Annotated in this window: 18 protein-coding genes; 14 read left to right on the top strand and 4 right to left on the bottom strand. The window is 51.1% G+C overall.

The window, feature by feature from the left end:
• The first annotated feature begins 20 nt into the window (after nt 1-20).
• From folC to FEK46_RS11025, 11 genes are all read left to right on the top strand, one after another.
• The gene (gene folC / locus FEK46_RS11075; RefSeq protein ID WP_130207258.1) at nt 21-1,289 is read left to right on the top strand and encodes a bifunctional tetrahydrofolate synthase/dihydrofolate synthase; all 1,269 of its coding nucleotides are present in this window, start codon (nt 21-23) and stop codon (nt 1,287-1,289) included.
• On the top strand, nt 1,279-1,941 hold the full coding sequence (gene dedD / locus FEK46_RS11070; RefSeq protein ID WP_135559341.1) for a cell division protein DedD: 663 nt from the start codon (nt 1,279-1,281) through the stop codon (nt 1,939-1,941). Before folC ends, dedD begins: the two co-directional genes overlap by 11 nt.
• A gap of 622 nt (nt 1,942-2,563) precedes the next feature.
• The gene (gene cvpA, locus FEK46_RS11065) at nt 2,564-3,052 is read left to right on the top strand and encodes a colicin V production protein (RefSeq protein ID WP_000262113.1); all 489 of its coding nucleotides are present in this window, start codon (nt 2,564-2,566) and stop codon (nt 3,050-3,052) included.
• Between the two features lie 36 nt (nt 3,053-3,088).
• Nucleotides 3,089-4,606 (top strand): amidophosphoribosyltransferase, encoded by a 1,518-nt coding sequence (gene purF, locus FEK46_RS11060; protein ID WP_130207254.1) that lies wholly within the window; start codon nt 3,089-3,091, stop codon nt 4,604-4,606.
• 94 nt (nt 4,607-4,700) lie between these two features.
• Complete coding sequence (gene ubiX / locus FEK46_RS11055) at nt 4,701-5,270, top strand: flavin prenyltransferase UbiX (RefSeq protein WP_135559342.1); 570 nt, start codon at nt 4,701-4,703, stop codon at nt 5,268-5,270.
• A gap of 264 nt (nt 5,271-5,534) precedes the next feature.
• Nucleotides 5,535-6,317, top strand: a complete 783-nt coding sequence (gene argT, locus FEK46_RS11050; protein WP_130207252.1) for a lysine/arginine/ornithine ABC transporter substrate-binding protein ArgT — start codon at nt 5,535-5,537, stop codon at nt 6,315-6,317.
• A 220-nt stretch (nt 6,318-6,537) separates the two neighbouring features.
• Nucleotides 6,538-7,320: a histidine ABC transporter substrate-binding protein HisJ gene (hisJ, locus tag FEK46_RS11045; protein WP_000737621.1), complete on the top strand. Its 783-nt coding sequence runs from the start codon at nt 6,538-6,540 to the stop codon at nt 7,318-7,320.
• Nucleotides 7,321-7,410: 90 nt separating this feature from the next.
• Nucleotides 7,411-8,097 carry a histidine ABC transporter permease HisQ gene (gene hisQ, locus FEK46_RS11040; protein WP_130207250.1) on the top strand — a complete coding sequence of 229 codons (687 nt, stop codon included), beginning with the start codon at nt 7,411-7,413 and terminating at the stop codon, nt 8,095-8,097.
• A complete protein-coding gene (locus tag FEK46_RS11035) occupies nt 8,094-8,810 on the top strand; it encodes an ABC transporter permease (protein ID WP_135559343.1) in 717 nt (238 codons plus the stop codon). The genes hisQ and FEK46_RS11035 overlap by 4 nt, the downstream gene beginning before the upstream one ends.
• Nucleotides 8,811-8,817: 7 nt before the next feature.
• Nucleotides 8,818-9,591 carry a histidine ABC transporter ATP-binding protein HisP gene (hisP, locus tag FEK46_RS11030; RefSeq protein WP_130207246.1) on the top strand — a complete coding sequence of 258 codons (774 nt, stop codon included), beginning with the start codon at nt 8,818-8,820 and terminating at the stop codon, nt 9,589-9,591.
• Nucleotides 9,592-9,787: 196 nt separating this feature from the next.
• The gene (locus tag FEK46_RS11025) at nt 9,788-10,678 is read left to right on the top strand and encodes an Rpn family recombination-promoting nuclease/putative transposase (protein WP_135407474.1); all 891 of its coding nucleotides are present in this window, start codon (nt 9,788-9,790) and stop codon (nt 10,676-10,678) included.
• A 47-nt stretch (nt 10,679-10,725) separates the two neighbouring features.
• On the opposite strand, the gene FEK46_RS11020 is transcribed toward FEK46_RS11025, so the two are convergent.
• Genes FEK46_RS11020 through yfcG form a run of 3 tightly spaced genes read right to left on the bottom strand, consistent with a single transcriptional unit; the run spans nt 10,726 to nt 12,706 of the window.
• The gene (locus FEK46_RS11020; RefSeq protein WP_130260567.1) at nt 10,726-11,619 is read right to left on the bottom strand and encodes a TIGR01777 family oxidoreductase; all 894 of its coding nucleotides are present in this window, start codon (nt 11,617-11,619) and stop codon (nt 10,726-10,728) included.
• A gap of 20 nt (nt 11,620-11,639) precedes the next feature.
• Nucleotides 11,640-12,002 (bottom strand): dihydroneopterin triphosphate 2'-epimerase, encoded by a 363-nt coding sequence (gene folX / locus FEK46_RS11015; RefSeq protein ID WP_130207240.1) that lies wholly within the window; start codon nt 12,000-12,002, stop codon nt 11,640-11,642.
• 56 nt (nt 12,003-12,058) lie between these two features.
• Nucleotides 12,059-12,706 carry a GSH-dependent disulfide bond oxidoreductase gene (gene yfcG / locus FEK46_RS11010; protein ID WP_130207238.1) on the bottom strand — a complete coding sequence of 216 codons (648 nt, stop codon included), beginning with the start codon at nt 12,704-12,706 and terminating at the stop codon, nt 12,059-12,061.
• A 134-nt stretch (nt 12,707-12,840) separates the two neighbouring features.
• Here yfcG and yfcF point away from each other — a divergent pair, with 134 nt between their 5' ends.
• From yfcF to yfcD, 3 genes are read left to right on the top strand one after another with little or no spacing between them, the layout of a single operon-like run.
• The gene (gene yfcF, locus FEK46_RS11005; RefSeq protein WP_130207236.1) at nt 12,841-13,485 is read left to right on the top strand and encodes a glutathione transferase; all 645 of its coding nucleotides are present in this window, start codon (nt 12,841-12,843) and stop codon (nt 13,483-13,485) included.
• Nucleotides 13,486-13,540: 55 nt separating this feature from the next.
• Nucleotides 13,541-14,092, top strand: coding sequence for a phosphodiesterase (gene yfcE / locus FEK46_RS11000; RefSeq protein ID WP_064526570.1), 552 nt, complete (start codon nt 13,541-13,543; stop codon nt 14,090-14,092).
• A 58-nt stretch (nt 14,093-14,150) separates the two neighbouring features.
• Nucleotides 14,151-14,693 carry an NUDIX hydrolase YfcD gene (yfcD, locus tag FEK46_RS10995; protein WP_130260565.1) on the top strand — a complete coding sequence of 181 codons (543 nt, stop codon included), beginning with the start codon at nt 14,151-14,153 and terminating at the stop codon, nt 14,691-14,693.
• A gap of 32 nt (nt 14,694-14,725) precedes the next feature.
• Here the strand turns inward: yfcD and yfcC are convergent, their stop codons facing one another.
• On the bottom strand, nt 14,726-16,246 hold the full coding sequence (yfcC, locus tag FEK46_RS10990; RefSeq protein WP_130207232.1) for a putative basic amino acid antiporter YfcC: 1,521 nt from the start codon (nt 16,244-16,246) through the stop codon (nt 14,726-14,728).
• Nucleotides 16,247-16,394 lie beyond the last annotated feature (148 nt).

Genomic DNA, 16,394 nt, shown 5'->3' with positions numbered 1-16,394 from the left:
GTAACGAATCAGCGGATACCATGATTATCAAACGCACTCCTCAAGCCGCGTCGCCTCTGGCTTCGTGGCTTTCTTATCTGGAAAACCTGCACAGTAAAACTATCGATCTCGGCCTTGATCGCGTCAGCCAGGTTGCGGCGCGTCTTGGCGTCCTTAAACCTGCACCGTTTGTGTTTACCGTTGCGGGAACTAATGGCAAAGGCACGACCTGCCGTACGCTGGAGTCGATTCTGATGGCGGCAGGGTACAGGGTGGGGGTCTACAGTTCGCCGCATCTGGTGCGTTATACCGAGCGCGTTCGTATACAGGGCAAAGAACTGGCGGAGTCGGCCCATACGGCTTCTTTTGCCGAGATTGAGGCCGAGCGCGGCGATATTTCTCTGACTTATTTTGAATACGGTACGCTGTCGGCATTGTGGTTGTTCAAAGAGGCGCAACTCGATGTGGTGATTCTGGAAGTAGGTCTGGGCGGTCGTCTGGATGCTACTAACATTGTCGATGCTGATGTTGCCGTGGTGACCAGTATCGCGCTGGATCATACCGACTGGCTGGGGCCAGATCGTGAAAGCATTGGTCGTGAGAAAGCGGGGATCTTCCGCAGCGAAAAACCGGCAATCGTCGGTGAACCGGAAATGCCTTACACCATTGCCGATGTAGCACAGGAGAAAGGCGCACTGTTGCAACGTTGTGGCGTTGAGTGGAATTATTCCGTCACTGACCATGACTGGTCATTTACCGATGCTCACGGCACGCTGGCGGGATTACCGTTGCCACTTGTCCCGCAACCGAATGCCGCAACGGCGCTGGCGGCACTGCGTGCCAGCGGCCTGGAAGTCAGTGAAAAGGCAATTCGCGACGGTATCGCCAGCGCAATTTTGCCTGGACGTTTCCAGATTGTGAGCGAGACGCCACGCGTTATTTTTGATGTCGCCCATAATCCTCATGCGGCGGAATATCTTACCGGACGCATGAAAGCGTTACCGAAAAACGGGCGCGTGTTGGCGGTTATCGGTATGCTACATGATAAAGATATTGCCGGAACACTGGCCTGGTTGAAAAGCGTGGTTGATGACTGGTATTGTGCGCCACTGGAAGGGCCGCGCGGTGCCACGGCAGCACAACTGCTTGAGCATCTGGGGAACGGCAAACCATTCGATAGCGTTGCGCAGGCATGGGAAGCCGCAATGGCGGACGCTAAACCGGAAGATACCGTGCTGGTGTGTGGTTCGTTCCATACGGTCGCACATGTCATGGAAGTGATTGACGCGAGGAGAAGCGGTGGCGAGTAAGTTTCAGAATCGGTTAGTTGGCACTATTGTGCTGGTAGCTCTGGGAGTTATTGTGCTTCCAGGATTGCTTGATGGGCAGAAAAAACATTATCAGGATGAGTTTGCAGCGATCCCGCTGGTGCCGAAAGCGGGCGATCGTGACGAACCAGATATGATGCCAGCCGCCACTCAGGCGTTGCCGACACAGCCGCCAGAAGGCGCTGCAGAAGAGGTGCGGGCAGGTGATGCCGCAGCGCCTTCGCTCGACCCAACAACCATTGCGGCCAATAATACCGTGTTTGAACCGGAGCCTACACCGGTCGCTCCACCGAAACCGAAACCGGTGGATCCGCCTAAGCCGAAGGTTGAAGTGCCGCCCCCGCCGAAGCCAGAACCGAAGCCGGTTGTTGAAGAAAAGGTAGCGCCGACGGGTAAAGCCTATGTTGTGCAACTGGGCGCGCTGAAAAATGCCGATAAAGTGAATGAGATTGTCGGTAAGCTGCGTGGCGCGGGATATCGGGTTTATACTTCGCCGTCAACGCCAGTGCAGGGTAAAATCACCCGTATTCTCGTGGGGCCAGATGCCTCAAAAGATAAGCTGAAAGGATCGCTTGGCGAACTGAAGCAGATCTCTGGTTTGAGCGGCGTGGTGATGGGCTACACGCCGAATTAATACGGTTTTACCTGATGCGACGCTGGCGCGTCTTATCAGGCCTACGCAGGGATAGACCCGTAGGTCGGATAAGGCGTTTACGCCGCATCCGACAGCCGTTGCCTGATGTGACGCTGGCGCGTCTTATCAGGCCTACGCAGGGGCAGAACCGTAGGTCGGATAAGGCGTTTACGCCGCATCCGACAGCCGTTGCCTGATGTGACGCTGGCGCGTCTTATCAGGCCTGTGCTGGAGCAGAACTGTAGGTCGGATAAGGCGTTCATGCCGCATCCGACAGCCGTTGCCTGATGTGACGCTGGCGCGTCTTATCAGGCCTACGCAGGGGCAGAACCGTAGGTCGGGTAAGGCGTTTACGCCGCATCCGACAGCCGTTGCCTGATGTGACGCTGGCGCGTCTTATCAGGCCTGTGCTGGAGCAGAACTGTAGGTCGGATAAGGCGTTCACGCCGCATCCGACAATGATTGCCCGATGCCGCAAAGGCATAAAAAGTCGATGGCGTTGAATATTTTTTCAGCGCCATTTTTATTGATGCGCGGGAAGGAAATCCCTACGCAAACGTTTTCTTTTTCTGTTAGAATGCGCCCCGAACAGGATGACAGGGCGTAAAATCGTGGGACACATATGGTCTGGATTGATTACGCCATAATCGCGGTGATTGCTTTTTCCTCTCTGGTTAGCCTGATCCGTGGCTTTGTTCGTGAAGCGTTATCGCTGGTGACATGGGGTTGTGCTTTCTTTGTTGCCAGTCATTACTACACTTACCTGTCAGTCTGGTTTACGGGCTTTGAAGACGAACTGGTTCGAAATGGGATTGCCATCGCGGTACTGTTTATCGCTACCCTGATCGTTGGTGCTATCGTGAACTTCGTGATAGGCCAGCTGGTGGAGAAAACGGGGTTGTCAGGCACCGATCGGGTGCTGGGCGTCTGTTTCGGTGCGTTGCGCGGTGTGTTGATTGTTGCTGCCATTCTCTTCTTTCTCGACTCCTTTACCGGGGTGTCGAAAAGCGAAGACTGGAGCAAATCACAGCTGATCCCGCAGTTCAGTTTTATCATCAGATGGTTTTTTGATTATCTGCAAAGCTCGTCAAGTTTCTTGCCCAGAGCGTAAGTGCTCTGAGATGTGGCTTAACGAGGAAAAAGACGTATGTGCGGTATTGTCGGTATCGCCGGTGTTATGCCGGTTAACCAGTCGATTTATGATGCCTTAACGGTGCTTCAGCATCGCGGTCAGGATGCCGCCGGCATCATCACCATAGATGCCAATAACTGCTTCCGTTTGCGTAAAGCGAACGGGCTGGTGAGCGATGTATTTGAAGCTCGCCATATGCAGCGTTTGCAGGGCAATATGGGCATTGGTCATGTGCGTTACCCTACGGCTGGCAGCTCCAGTGCCTCTGAAGCGCAGCCGTTTTACGTTAACTCTCCGTATGGTATTACGCTTGCCCACAACGGCAATCTGACCAACGCTCACGAGTTGCGTAAAAAACTGTTTGAAGAAAAACGCCGCCACATCAACACCACTTCCGACTCGGAAATTCTGCTTAATATCTTCGCCAGCGAGCTGGATAACTTCCGCCACTATCCGCTGGAAGCCGACAACATTTTCTCCGCCATTGCCGCGACTAACCGCCAAATTCGCGGCGCGTATGCCTGCGTGGCGATGATTATCGGCCACGGTATGGTCGCCTTCCGCGATCCTAATGGGATTCGTCCGCTGGTGTTGGGGAAACGTGATATCGACGAGAATCGCACAGAATATATGGTCGCTTCCGAAAGCGTTGCGCTCGATACGCTGGGCTTTGAGTTCCTGCGTGACGTCGCCCCAGGTGAAGCGATTTACATCACTGAAGAAGGGCAGTTGTTTACCCGTCAGTGTGCCGACAATCCAGTCAGCAATCCGTGCCTGTTTGAGTATGTTTACTTTGCCCGTCCTGACTCGTTCATTGACAAAATTTCCGTTTACAGCGCGCGTGTGAATATGGGCACGAAACTGGGCGAGAAAATTGCCCGCGAATGGGAAGATCTGGATATCGACGTGGTGATCCCGATTCCGGAAACTTCCTGCGATATCGCGCTGGAAATCGCCCGAATTCTGGGCAAACCGTACCGCCAGGGCTTTGTTAAAAATCGCTATGTTGGTCGTACCTTCATCATGCCGGGTCAGCAACTGCGTCGTAAATCTGTGCGCCGTAAATTGAACGCCAACCGCGCTGAGTTCCGCGATAAAAACGTCCTGCTGGTTGATGACTCCATCGTGCGCGGCACCACCTCTGAACAAATTATCGAGATGGCACGCGAAGCCGGAGCGAAGAAAGTGTACCTCGCCTCTGCGGCACCGGAAATTCGCTTCCCGAACGTTTATGGTATTGATATGCCGAGTGCCACGGAACTGATCGCTCACGGCCGTGAAGTGGATGAAATTCGCCAGATCATCGGTGCCGACGGTTTGATTTTCCAGGATCTCAATGATCTGATCGAAGCCGTCCGCGCTGAAAACCCGGATATCCAGCAGTTTGAATGCTCGGTGTTCAACGGCGTTTACGTTACTAAAGATGTTGATCAGGGCTATCTCGATTTTCTCGATACTTTACGTAATGACGACGCCAAAGCATTGCAACGTCAGAACGAAGTGGAAAACCTGGAAATGCATAACGAAGGATGATGCCTTCACTCAGGGTGCCAGTCTGGTACCCTGACTTGCAACTCCCGCCGAAATCCTGCAAAGTCTGCCTGCAAGTCTGACAGGGCAACTCTCTATGAAACGACTCATTGTAGGCATCAGTGGTGCCAGCGGCGCGATTTATGGCGTGCGCTTATTACAGGTTCTGCGCGATGTCACAGACATCGAAACGCATCTGGTTATGAGCCAGGCGGCGCGCCAGACCTTATCCCTCGAAACGGATTTTTCCCTGCGCGAAGTGCAGGCGTTAGCCGATGTAACTCATGATGCGCGCGATATTGCTGCCAGCATCTCTTCTGGTTCTTTCCAGACGCTGGGCATGGTGATTTTACCCTGTTCAATCAAAACCCTTTCCGGCATTGTCCATAGCTATACCGATGGCCTGTTGACCCGCGCGGCAGATGTGGTGCTGAAAGAGCGTCGCCCGTTGGTGCTCTGCGTGCGTGAAACACCATTGCACTTAGGCCACCTGCGTTTAATGACTCAGGCGGCTGAAATCGGTGCGGTGATTATGCCTCCCGTTCCGGCGTTTTATCATCGCCCGCAATCCCTTGATGATGTGATAAATCAGACGGTTAACCGTGTTCTTGACCAGTTTACGATAACCCTTCCCGAAGATCTCTTTGCCCGCTGGCAGGGCGCATAACTCTGCTGTTGCCCTGTTTCAGGGCAATTTTGCAACCGCGATCAAATCCTCGACATTTTGTTCCTTCCATTGAATCGAAACGCTGCGATTCAACCGCCATACCTGCTATCTTCAATTTCAGGACAATAATGCAACGTCTTATTAACATATTTTACGTTGAATGTTGCTGCTGTCGGCAAGATGGCATAAGACCTGCATGAACGAGCCTGCAAACACACAACACAATACACAATATAAAAAAGCCATTTCACTTGAGGGTTATGTATGAAGAAGTCGATTCTCGCTCTGTCTTTGTTAGTCGGTATCTCCGCAGCAGCTTCCAGCTACGCGGCGCTGCCGGAGACGGTACGTATCGGAACGGATACCACCTATGCACCGTTCTCATCGAAAGATGCCAAAGGTGACTTTGTTGGCTTTGATATCGATCTCGGTAACGAGATGTGCAAACGGATGCAGGTGAAATGTACCTGGGTTGCCAGTGACTTTGATGCGCTGATCCCCTCACTGAAAGCGAAAAAAATCGACGCTATTATTTCGTCGCTCTCCATTACCGATAAACGTCAGCAGGAGATTGCTTTCTCTGACAAGTTGTACGCCGCGGATTCCCGTCTGATTGCCGCTAAAGGTTCACCTATTCAGCCAACGCTGGATTCACTGAAAGGTAAACATGTCGGAGTGCTGCAAGGCTCCACTCAGGAAGCCTACGCTAACGATACCTGGCGCAGTAAAGGTATTGATGTTGTGGCTTATGCCAACCAGGATTTAGTCTATTCCGATCTTGCTGCGGGGCGTCTGGATGCTGCGTTACAAGATGAAGTCGCCGCCAGTGAAGGATTCCTTAAGCAACCTGCCGGTAAAGAGTTCGCCTTTGCTGGCCCTTCAGTGAAAGACAAAAAATACTTCGGTGACGGCACCGGTGTCGGGCTACGTAAAGATGATGCTGAACTGACGGCTGCGTTTAATAAGGCGCTTGGCGAACTGCGCCAGGATGGTACTTACGACAAGATGGCGAAAAAGTACTTCGATTTTAATGTCTACGGTGACTGATACGTCGCAGGGAAGCTGCACCTGATAGCGTCATTATCATGGTGCATTATAGGTTTGTTGCACTATCGTGGTGCATTGAAATGCATACTTAAGCAATTTTAATGAAAAATAATACGATTAACGGGCCAGGATATTTTGCCTTGTTGGTCAATTTTATGGCACGATAAGTGTAACAAACCTGTAAATATTCCCTATTAAAAGACTGTCAGTTGAGGACATTATGAAAAAACTGGTGCTATCGCTCTCCTTGGTTCTGGCCTTCTCCAGCGCGACTGCTGCTTTTGCTGCTATTCCGCAAAATATTCGCATCGGTACTGACCCGACTTATGCACCGTTTGAATCAAAAAATTCACAAGGTGAATTGGTTGGCTTTGATATCGACCTGGCGAAGGAACTGTGCAAACGCATCAATACGCAATGTACATTTGTCGAAAACCCGCTGGATGCGTTAATTCCGTCATTAAAAGCGAAGAAGATTGACGCCATCATGTCATCGCTTTCCATCACCGAAAAACGTCAGCAGGAAATAGCCTTCACCGACAAATTGTACGCCGCCGATTCTCGCCTGGTTGTGGCGAAAAATTCCGACATTCAGCCGACAGTAGAATCGCTGAAAGGCAAGCGGGTGGGCGTATTGCAGGGCACGACCCAGGAGACATTTGGTAACGAGCACTGGGCGCCAAAAGGCATTGAAATCGTCTCTTATCAGGGGCAGGACAACATTTATTCTGACCTGACCGCCGGGCGTATTGATGCCGCGTTCCAGGACGAAGTTGCCGCCAGCGAAGGTTTCCTCAAACAGCCAGTCGGTAAAGATTACAAATTCGGTGGCCCGTCCGTTAAAGATGAAAAACTGTTTGGCGTAGGCACCGGCATGGGCCTGCGTAAAGAAGATAACGAACTGCGCGAGGCACTGAACAAAGCCTTTGCCGAAATGCGCGCTGACGGTACTTACGAGAAATTAGCGAAAAAGTACTTCGATTTTGATGTTTATGGTGGTTAATCACCATCGGTGAAAGAAAGCCCGCTCCCTTTGGGTAACCGGAGGGAGACAAGAGGCAGGAAATTCACCACACACGACAGGACAGGCTGCATGTTGTATGGGTTTTCAGGTGTTATTTTACAGGGGGCGCTCGTCACGCTGGAGCTGGCTATCAGCTCTGTAGTGCTCGCTGTAATCATCGGTTTAATTGGCGCTGGCGGTAAGCTCTCGCAAAATCGGCTTTCGGGGCTGATTTTCGAAGGGTACACCACGCTGATTCGCGGCGTGCCGGACTTGGTGTTGATGCTGCTGATATTTTACGGTTTGCAGATTGCGCTAAACGCGGTGACGGAAGCGATGGGCGTCGGACAGATTGATATCGACCCGATGGTTGCCGGTATTATCACCCTGGGTTTTATTTACGGTGCTTACTTCACCGAAACGTTCCGTGGCGCGTTTATGGCGGTGCCGAAAGGACAAATAGAGGCGGCTACGGCGTTCGGTTTTACTCGCGGGCAAGTATTTCGGCGGATTATGTTTCCGGCGATGATGCGTTACGCTCTGCCGGGCATTGGCAACAACTGGCAGGTGATCCTCAAATCTACCGCTCTGGTTTCGTTACTCGGCTTGGAAGATGTGGTGAAAGCCACCCAATTGGCAGGCAAAAGTACATGGGAACCGTTCTATTTCGCCATCGTCTGTGGCGTGATTTATCTGGTTTTCACCACCGTTTCCAATGGTGTGCTGCTGTTCCTTGAGCGCCGCTACTCCGTGGGTGTGAAGAGGGCTGACCTGTGATCGAAATCTTACATGAATACTGGAAACCGCTGTTGTGGACCGACGGTTATCGCTTTACCGGCGTGGCGATTACCCTTTGGTTGCTGATTTTGTCAGTAGTGATAGGCGGAATTCTGGCGCTGTTTCTGGCGATTGGTCGCGTCTCAAGTAATAAATACATCCAGTTTCCAATCTGGTTATTTACCTATATTTTTCGCGGTACGCCGCTGTATGTGCAGTTGCTGGTGTTCTATTCCGGCATGTACACGCTGGAGATTGTTAAAGGGACCGAGTTCCTTAACGCCTTTTTCCGCAGTGGCCTGAACTGTACCGTGCTGGCGCTGACGCTTAACTCTTGTGCTTACACCACCGAGATTTTTGCCGGAGCGATCCGCTCGGTGCCGCACGGGGAAATTGAAGCTGCCAGGGCCTATGGTTTCTCGACCTTTAAAATGTATCGCTGCATTATTTTACCGTCGGCGCTGCGTATTGCTTTACCGGCCTACAGCAACGAAGTGATCCTGATGTTGCACTCTACTGCGCTGGCGTTTACTGCCACGGTGCCGGATCTGCTGAAAATTGCCCGTGATATCAACGCCGCGACGTATCAACCTTTTACCGCCTTTGGCATTGCTGCGGTACTCTATTTAATCATCTCTTATGTCCTGATCAGCCTCTTTCGCAGAGCGGAAAAACGCTGGTTGCAGCATGTGAAACCTTCTTCAACGCACTGAGAATACGATGTCCGAGAATAAATTAAACGTTATCGATTTGCACAAACGCTACGGCGAACATGAAGTGCTGAAAGGGGTGTCACTGCAAGCGAACGCCGGGGATGTGATCAGCATCATCGGATCGTCGGGATCGGGGAAAAGTACCTTTCTGCGTTGCATTAACTTCCTCGAAAAACCGAGTGAAGGCACGATCGTGGTTAACGGCCAGACTATCAATCTGGTGCGGGATAAAGACGGCCAACTCAAAGTCGCCGATAAAAATCAGCTGCGTTTACTGCGCACGCGCCTGACGATGGTGTTCCAGCACTTCAATCTCTGGAGCCACATGACGGTGCTGGAAAACGTCATGGAAGCGCCCATTCAGGTGCTGGGCCTGAGCAAGCATGAAGCGCGCGAGCGGGCGGTGAAATATCTGGCGAAAGTCGGCATAGACGAACGTGCGCAGGGGAAATATCCGGTGCATCTGTCCGGTGGTCAGCAACAGCGTGTTTCCATCGCAAGGGCGCTGGCAATGGAACCGGAAGTTCTGTTGTTTGATGAACCTACATCGGCCCTTGATCCAGAGCTGGTGGGCGAAGTGCTGCGCATTATGCAGCAGCTGGCGGAAGAGGGCAAAACGATGGTGGTGGTAACCCACGAAATGGAATTTGCTCGCCATGTCTCCACACATGTTATTTTCCTCCATCAGGGGAAAATCGAAGAAGAGGGTGCGCCAGAACAATTATTTGGCAACCCGCAAAGTCCTCGTTTGCAACAGTTCCTTAAGGGATCGCTGAAATAATTGCCTCTCCGGTGGCTAATGCTGCCGGAGTATTTTCAAGGCTAATTTGCGAGTTAGCTTCCGTTGAAATGTATATATTGCAGTCCACTTAAAATAGTTCTGAATTCGCTGTCCAGATATAAAAACTGCCTGCTGCCTTGCTTATAAAGGGTGGTTATTGTCTCGTCATCTTAAATTTGAGAGGTGACGGAACGCCATGACCATATCGACAACTTCCACACCGCATGATGCGGTATTTAAATCCTTTTTACGTCATCCGGACACCGCGCGGGACTTTATTGATATTCACCTTCCCGCGCCGCTACGTAAACTTTGTGATTTATCGACGTTAAAACTGGAACCCAACAGTTTTATTGATGAAAACCTGCGACAATATTACTCCGACATCTTGTGGTCAGTGAAAACTGAGGAGGGGATGGGATATATTTATGTCGTCATTGAACACCAAAGTAAGGCGGAAGAATTAATGGCTTTTCGCATGATGCGCTATTCTATTGCGGCAATGCAAAACCATCTTGATGCAGGCTATAAAGAACTACCTTTGGTGATCCCGATGCTGTTTTATCATGGTTGCAGAAGTCCTTATCCTTATTCTCTCTGTTGGCTTGATGAATTTGCGGAGCCTGCTATTGCCCGCCAAATTTATTCATCGGCTTTTCCGCTGGTGGATATTACCGTAGTGCCGGATGACGAGATTATGCAACACCGCAAAATGGCGTTACTGGAGTTAATGCAGAAACATATTCGCCAGCGCGATCTGTTAGGATTAGTCGATCAAATTGTTTCGCTGCTAGTTACAGGGAACACTAATGACAGACAGCTAAAAGCCCTGTTTAATTATGTATTACAAACGGGGGATGCCCAGCGTTTCCATGCGTTTATTGGTGAGATAACAGAACGCGCACCACAAGAAAAGGAGAAACTGATGACCATTGCTGACAGATTACGTGAAGAAGGCGCAATGCAGGGCAAACACGAAGAAGCCCTGCGTATTGCTCAGGAGATGCTGGAGAGAGGTTTAGACCGAGAGTTAGTTTTGACACTGACCCGACTTTCGCCAGACGAGCTTTTGGCGAAAAGCCACTAATTCTGAATTACCAGGAACTAACTGGCGGATGTTCGCGGTAAAACACATCAGTGAATAACGTCTGCCAGCGCCTCGTCTAAATCGTACCAGCGAAAAGCGAATCCCGCTTCTTCCAGCCTTTTTGGCAGCGCACGTTGCCCGCCTAATACCAGAACTGAAGATTCGCCCATTAACAGCCGAATAGCGGTGGCGGGGACGCGCATAATTGCCGGGCGATGCAGTGCATGACCGAGCGCGTGGGCAAATTGTTCGTTGCGTACCGGATAGGGGGCAACCATATTAAACGGTCCGCGCAGATCGTTATCCAGCAGCCAGAGAATCCCGTTGACCATATCATCGATATGAATCCAGGCCAGATACTGCCGACCAGAGCCAATGGGGCCACCTAAACCGAGGCGAAACGGCGGCAGCATTTTGCCGAGAATTCCGCCATCTGGTGCCAGCACCACACCGGTACGCAGCAGGCACACACGCGTTTTGTCGCTTTGCGCCCGACAGGCAATTTCTTCCCAGCGGGCGCAGAGTTTATGGGTAAATTCGTTATGCGGAGGCTCTTCTTCGGTAACCACTACTTCACCTAAATCACCGTAATATCCCGCCGCCGAACCAGAAATAAGGACCGACGGTGGCGTGTCGCTGGCGTTAATTAAATCCACCAGTTTTTGCGTAATATTCCAGCGACTTTGGCACAGTCGGTCTTTTTGCTCGCGAGTCCAGCGTTTGTCGGCAATCGGTTCGCCAGCCAGGTTGATTACCGCATCAACGCCGTTGAGGTTGCTTTGATCGGCAAGCCCTTGCCATAGTGTCACTTGAGGGCCGAGGATTGAACTGGCTTTCTGCGTGTTACGCGTCACCACAGTGACCTGATGGCCCAACTCCAGCAAACGCGGGATTAAATGGCGACCAATTAATCCAGTCCCTCCGGTGATCACTATATTCATGCAGCCTCCCGATATGGCGGTTAACGCTGCCAGCTCAAGGTCATTGATACCGAATCGGCGTAGCGCAGCGCGTGCAGTTTATCGATCTCCACTTCAGCATAGGTTACCCAGTGATGTTCTCGTGCGATATCGAGCACATCCTGAGTTAATTTTTCCAGCAAAGAGAAACGGTTATTCTCTACGTGTTGAATGATGTTTTTGGTGACGGTGCGATAGTTCAGCGCGTCATTAATATCTTCACTGGTACGCGCTTTATCGGCGGGGTAGTGGATCGTGACATTGATAACGATATCCTGACGGTTGTTAATCTCTTCGTCCTTAATTCCGATAAATGTACGTAAACGAAGGTTCTTTATACGAATAATAGCGGCAGGTTGTGACATTGCAGGTTCCCTGTTGTTTTACTTAGACTGGAATAATACACGAGAACCTTTCTCAGTTAACTATCTGAGATCTCATCATTCAATTGGGCCTTTAATAGTGATTGTCCGGTGGCTGGGCGCGAACGGATCCGCTCATGCCAGTTCTTCGCTGCCGGGTACATAGCAAGGTCAATCCGCTGACGAGCATATGCATTTACCCACGGCCAACAGGCAATATCCGCAATGCTGTAATCTTCGCCGCCAAGCCAGGGGGCGTTTTCCAGGCGCTTATTGAGTACCTGATACAGACGCTGGGTTTCAACCTGATAACGTTCAATAGCGTAAGGAATAGTCTGTGGCGCAGCATGATTAAAATGATGATTCTGTCCGAGCATTGGCCCCAGGCCGCCAACCTGCCAGAATAACCATTGTAAGGTGGTGGCGCGCTCACGCGGGTCGTGACTTAAAAATAGTCCCGTTTTCTCTGCCAGATACAACAATATTGCACCTGACTCAAAGAGGCTTAACGGTTCGCCGCCATCAGTCGGTGAATGATCAACAATTGCCGGAATTTTATTGTTCGGCGAAATGCGCAAAAACTCCGGGCGAAACTGACAGCCTTTCCCCAAGTCAACCTTAATTAAACGATAATCCAGGCCAGCCTCTTCGAGAAACAGCGTAATTTTGTGGCCATTTGGGGTAGGGGCATAATAGAGATCGATCATTGCAGCTCCGGTTGTCTAATAATCTGAACATCTCAAGTATAGAAACCCGGGAGGCTTGCGTGAGTTTTCATCAAGTAACCGTGGCAAAAAGGCTCTATAGTTTGAGAGCAAGTCCCTTTATCGCCGAGGATATAATGAGTAAACCCGCTATCACGCTTTGGTCAGATGCCCATTTTTTCTCCCCCTACGTGTTATCTGCCTGGGTGGCGTTGCAGGAGAAAGGACTACCTTTTCATATAAAGACTATCGACCTTGACAGCGGTGAACATTTACAGCCGACGTGGCAAGGTTACGGGCAGACACGCCGCGTGCCTTTGTTACAGATTGATGATTTTGAGTTGAGTGAATCCTCTGCCATAGCGGAATATCTGGAAGACCGTTTTGCGCCGCCGACCTGGGAACGCATTTATCCATTGGATCTGCAAAACCGGGCGCGTGCACGGCAGATTCAGGCATGGCTGCGGAGCGACCTGATGCCTCTGCGTGAAGAGCGTTCGACGGATGTCGTTTTTGCTGGCGCAAAAAAAGCACCGCTAACGGCGGAGGGAAAAGCCAGCGCGCAGAAATTGTTCGCAATGGCAGAACATTTACTGACGCATAACCAGCCTAATTTGTTTGGCGAGTGGTGCATTGCCGACACTGATTTAGCGCTAATGATTAATCGTCTGGTGCTGCACGGCGATGAGGTGCCGGAGCGTATGGTGGATTATGCGGCATTCCAGTGGCAGCGTGCTTCAGTTCAGCGTTTTATTGCACTTTCAGCAAAGCAATCTGGCTGATAGCAGCGACAGAATCCAGTATCATAGCTTACGTTTTTTCGACGAGGAGTGAGTGATGAAACTGATGTTTGCATCGGACATTCATGGGTCGTTACCGGCGACGGAACGTGTACTGGAGTTGTTTGCCCAAAGCGGCGCGCAGTGGCTGGTGATTCTTGGCGACGTGCTGAATCACGGCCCACGCAATGCTTTACCGGAGGGCTATGCGCCGGCAAAGGTGGCGGAACGCTTGAATGAAGTGGCGCATAAAGTCATCGCTGTACGTGGCAACTGCGACAGTGAAGTGGACCAAATGCTGCTGCATTTCCCAATGACCGCGCCATGGCAACAGGTGTTGCTGGAAAAACAGCGCCTGTTTCTGACACATGGGCATCTGTTTGGCCCGGATAATCTGCCGGCGTTAAACCAGAACGACGTGCTGGTGTATGGTCATACCCATCTGCCGGTGGCGGAGCAGCGGGGGGAGATTTTCCACTTCAACCCCGGTTCGGTTAGCATTCCGAAAGGCGGCAATCTGGCGAGCTACGGCATGCTCGAAGATGACGTACTAAGCGTAATCGCACTCAATGATCAAAGTATCATTGCGCAGGTCGCGATTAATCCGTAATTTACCCAACAACTCAAAATGCGCCGTAAGAGCGCCAGAAAAAGAAGGTTTCCTGATAATGGAACAGCGTCGTTTGGCAAGTACTGAATGGGTGGATATTGTCAATGAAGATAACGAAGTCATTGCACAAGCCAGCCGGGAACAAATGCGGGCACAGTGTCTGCGTCATCGTGCAACTTACATCGTCGTGCATGATGGTATGGGCAAAATTCTGGTCCAGCGTCGTACCGAGACAAAAGACTTTTTACCCGGCATGTTAGATGCTACTGCTGGTGGTGTGGTCCAGGCTGATGAACAACTGCTGGAATCCGCACGTCGCGAAGCGGAAGAAGAGTTGGGCATTGCCGGTGTCCCCTTTGCCGAGCACGGGCAGTTCTATTTCGAAGATAAAAATTGCCGAGTCTGGGGCGCGTTGTTCAGCTGTGTTTCTCACGGCCCTTTCGCCCTTCAGGAAGATGAAGTCAGCGAGGTCTGCTGGCTGACGCCAGAAGAAATCACCGCGCGTTGCGATGAGTTCACACCAGACTCGCTAAAAGCTTTGGCGTTGTGGATGAAGCGCAATGCCAACAATGAAGCCGTAGAGGCTGAAACGGCAGAATGAAAAAAGAGCCGCAGTTGCGGCTCTTAACGTTTTTAATGGTAGCCCATCAACTGGGCGCCTATCACCACCACGCTGGACATAATAAACAGCAGCCCAAGCAGTGTTGCCCCCACTTTTATCCAGTTACGGAAGTCCACCCGGCAAACACCGAGCGTGGCCATTAATGAAGCCGAGGTCGGGTAAATGATATGACTGAAGCCATCGCCAAACTGGAAGGCCAGCACGGTAACCTGACGGTTAACGCCGACCAGATCGCCAAGCGGTGCCAGTAACGGCATGGTTAACGCGGCCTGGCCAGAACCGGATGTCACGAAGAAATTAAATACCGCCTGGAAGAGCAGCATAAACCACGCCGCGACCGCGTTATCAAGGCCGCTAATGGCATTGGCAATGCTGTTGAGGATGGTATTCAGTACGCTGGCATCACCGGCTTCGCCGTTACCTACCAGCAGCAAAATCCCTTTGGCGAAACCAACCAGCAGGGCGGGGGCTATCATCATTCGCGCGCCTTCGGTAAATGATGAAGCCATGGTGTTTACCGTCATACCATTCAGACGGAAGACAACGCCGATGATGCCAATTACCAGACCCATAGCGAAGAACTGGCTGGCAATTTCAGGAATAAACCAGGCATTGACGATAACGCCCCAAATCACCCAGATCATGACGGCGGTTAAAACAATTAATACCAGCCAGTCACCAAAGGTAAATGGGCGCTGTTCGACATCCGCCTGTTTTTCGCGGAAGAAACGATCGGACTCATGAACGCGTGACAACAGAGGATTCTTTTTCACCCGTGAGGCGTACACCATGGTGAAGACCAGGCCAATCAGAGTAGAGATTACCCATACCACGATGCGCAAACCGGAGCCAGAAAGCACCGGAACACCAGCGATCCCCTGGGCGACGACCACGCAGAACGGGTTCATCCACGAGCTGGCAAAACCGATTTGCGTAGCGATATAGGTTACCAGGACGGTGGTGATACTGTCATAACCTAGCCGTACCATGAGTGGCGCGATGATGATGGCAAAGGCGACTGCCTCTTCCCCCATGCCAAATACCGCACCGCCGAGTGAAAAGAGAATAAATAACGCCGGAATGAAAAGAATTTCATTCCCTCGTGTGTGGCGGATAAGCGCCAGGATGCCGTTATCAATAGTTCCTGTACGCATCACGATGCCAAACGCGCCGCCAATCACCAGCATAAACATGATGATGCCAACGGCGGTCCCATATTTCGAACCAGAGGTTAGCCCTTCAAACGGGAAGTTCATCAGGCCGGGACGTTCATCGCCCGTCGAGAACAGTTGTACGCGGTGATACTCTGGTTCGCCCGCCTCGTTGGTCAGAATGCGAAATGAGTGAGGGTCTACAACCTTGCGTGTTTTTGTCTGACCATCAACCTGATATTGCACTTCCTGACTGTCAAACATTCCCACCGGAACAACCCAGGTGGCGAGACTGGTTAAAATAGCAACAAAAAAGATAATCACCAGAGTATCGGGCATTGCCCATCTTCTGGTTGGTTTGGATTCAGTGATTGCTGACATAGCGCAAATTTTCCCTTGCACAAGACAAAGTGGTAAGTATGCAAAGTGAGATGACGCAATTCATTGATGCAGCGCAGTTAAGCAAGATAATCAGAAAGGAGTAATGCAAATTAAGAGAATAAAAAACCGGAAATAGTGGCTATTTCCG

Origin of the sequence: Escherichia sp. E4736, assembly GCF_005781225.1 — a bacterium.
In the GTDB taxonomy this organism is placed as follows: domain Bacteria; phylum Pseudomonadota; class Gammaproteobacteria; order Enterobacterales; family Enterobacteriaceae; genus Escherichia.
The sequence above is the reverse complement of the archived record's forward strand: the minus strand, read 5'-3'. Positions and strand labels throughout refer to the sequence as shown.

Coding starts and splice junctions, on each gene's coding strand:
- FEK46_RS11020 (WP_130260567.1), bottom strand. CDS start 11,619: ATGAATATAGTGATCACCGGAGGGACTGGATTAATTGGTCGCCATTTA.
- cvpA (WP_000262113.1), top strand. CDS start 2,564: ATGGTCTGGATTGATTACGCCATAATCGCGGTGATTGCTTTTTCCTCT.
- hisQ (WP_130207250.1), top strand. CDS start 7,411: ATGTTGTATGGGTTTTCAGGTGTTATTTTACAGGGGGCGCTCGTCACG.
- folX (WP_130207240.1), bottom strand. CDS start 12,002: ATGTCACAACCTGCCGCTATTATTCGTATAAAGAACCTTCGTTTACGT.
- purF (WP_130207254.1), top strand. CDS start 3,089: ATGTGCGGTATTGTCGGTATCGCCGGTGTTATGCCGGTTAACCAGTCG.
- yfcD (WP_130260565.1), top strand. CDS start 14,151: ATGGAACAGCGTCGTTTGGCAAGTACTGAATGGGTGGATATTGTCAAT.
- yfcF (WP_130207236.1), top strand. CDS start 12,841: ATGAGTAAACCCGCTATCACGCTTTGGTCAGATGCCCATTTTTTCTCC.
- hisJ (WP_000737621.1), top strand. CDS start 6,538: ATGAAAAAACTGGTGCTATCGCTCTCCTTGGTTCTGGCCTTCTCCAGC.
- hisP (WP_130207246.1), top strand. CDS start 8,818: ATGTCCGAGAATAAATTAAACGTTATCGATTTGCACAAACGCTACGGC.
- argT (WP_130207252.1), top strand. CDS start 5,535: ATGAAGAAGTCGATTCTCGCTCTGTCTTTGTTAGTCGGTATCTCCGCA.
- FEK46_RS11025 (WP_135407474.1), top strand. CDS start 9,788: ATGACCATATCGACAACTTCCACACCGCATGATGCGGTATTTAAATCC.
- yfcC (WP_130207232.1), bottom strand. CDS start 16,246: ATGTCAGCAATCACTGAATCCAAACCAACCAGAAGATGGGCAATGCCC.
- yfcG (WP_130207238.1), bottom strand. CDS start 12,706: ATGATCGATCTCTATTATGCCCCTACCCCAAATGGCCACAAAATTACG.
- ubiX (WP_135559342.1), top strand. CDS start 4,701: ATGAAACGACTCATTGTAGGCATCAGTGGTGCCAGCGGCGCGATTTAT.
- folC (WP_130207258.1), top strand. CDS start 21: ATGATTATCAAACGCACTCCTCAAGCCGCGTCGCCTCTGGCTTCGTGG.
- yfcE (WP_064526570.1), top strand. CDS start 13,541: ATGAAACTGATGTTTGCATCGGACATTCATGGGTCGTTACCGGCGACG.